Annotated in this window: 2 protein-coding genes; one reads left to right on the top strand and one right to left on the bottom strand. The window is 39.2% G+C overall.

Features of this window, described 5'->3' with window-relative positions; translation table 11 throughout:
* Positions 1 to 299 (top strand): PfkB family carbohydrate kinase (locus tag AC1DRF_RS28470; protein ID WP_477742369.1); only part of this gene is annotated, 299 nt, incomplete at its 5' end.
* A gap of 24 nt (positions 300 to 323) precedes the next feature.
* Here AC1DRF_RS28470 and cyoE read toward each other — a convergent pair.
* Positions 324 to 1,241 carry a heme o synthase gene (gene cyoE, locus AC1DRF_RS28465; protein ID WP_013056789.1) on the bottom strand — a complete coding sequence of 306 codons (918 nt, stop codon included), beginning with the start codon at positions 1,239 to 1,241 and terminating at the stop codon, positions 324 to 326.
* Between the last annotated feature and the right edge of the window lie 3 nt (positions 1,242 to 1,244).

The following is a 1,244-nucleotide window of genomic DNA, read 5'->3' as shown; positions in this document are numbered from 1 at the left end:
ATCATATTCCGTACGTATGGGTAACTCAGGGAGAAAATGGCGCAGCAGCCGTTACTGCAAATCAAACGCTTCATGTGAGTGCAAATGAAGTGCAGGTGATAGACACGACGGGAGCGGGTGATGCATTTATGGCAGGAATTTTATGGTGTGTTCACGAAAAAGGATTACCTGAAAGTGAGGAGTCACAGAAGCAGTACACAATGTTTGCTAACGCGTTAGGTGGAGCAGTTTCGGCAAGGTACGGAGGAATGATTTCGCTTAAAGCAAAAGATGTATCTAGTATAAAAGCAGGTAGCTGATAGCTACCTGCTTTTGAACGTTTATTATTTAAAAAATGACAGTATAATCATAAGGGCAAAAATAATCGTAAGATGGTTCAATGAGAACACAAACATTAAAGTAGCCCATTTTGTATCTTCTAATTTTTTAAATCCAACAATTCCAAGAAGCATCCATACTAGTGTTAAACCGAACATTGTAAATGCGATAATTTTACTAAACGACAAAAATAAGAAAGATGCCGCTAGCAAAATAACTAGGTATACAAGCGTTTGGACTTTGGAACGACGGATACCTTTTACTACAGGAAGCATTGGTACACCTGCGGCTTTATATTCCTCAAGTCTTCTAATGGCAATAGCGTAGAAGTGAGGAGGCTGCCATAAAAACATAAATACAAACAATCCAATGGCTACCGGATGAAATAAGTCTGGTGAAATAGCGGCCCAGCCAATGATTGGAGGCATAGCTCCAGAAATACTTCCAACTTCCGTATTATAGATAGTTGTACGTTTTGTGAGCATAGTGTAAGGCACTACATAAAAGAAAAATCCTAAAATACCCATAATGGCGGCCATGTTAGAAACTAAAAATAAAATGCCTACACCGATAACAAATAAAGCCAGTCCTAACCATAGAGCAAATTTAGGGTTGACCGCTCCTGTTACCGTGGGTCTGTCTTTCGTACGTTTCATGATCGCATCAATATCACGGTCATAGAAGTTATTAACTGCCCCAGCTCCTCCTACGACAAAGGATGTCCCAATTAAAGCCAAAATAATGATAGGAATTTGTGTCACAAAGCTTAAGTCATTAACAGCAATTGCGAGACAAAGCCCAGCAACCATTCCTAGTGAGTTCGATTTAATAATCCCAGTTTTTATAATAGCACTGATTACTTCCCGGGAAAAATACTGATTGATAGGAAGTGATTCCTTTGTGATAACTTCGGTATTTTTCACAGC

This window comes from Priestia sp. P5_B4, assembly GCF_056400385.1.
This window is presented reverse-complemented; position numbering and strand designations above follow the sequence as displayed.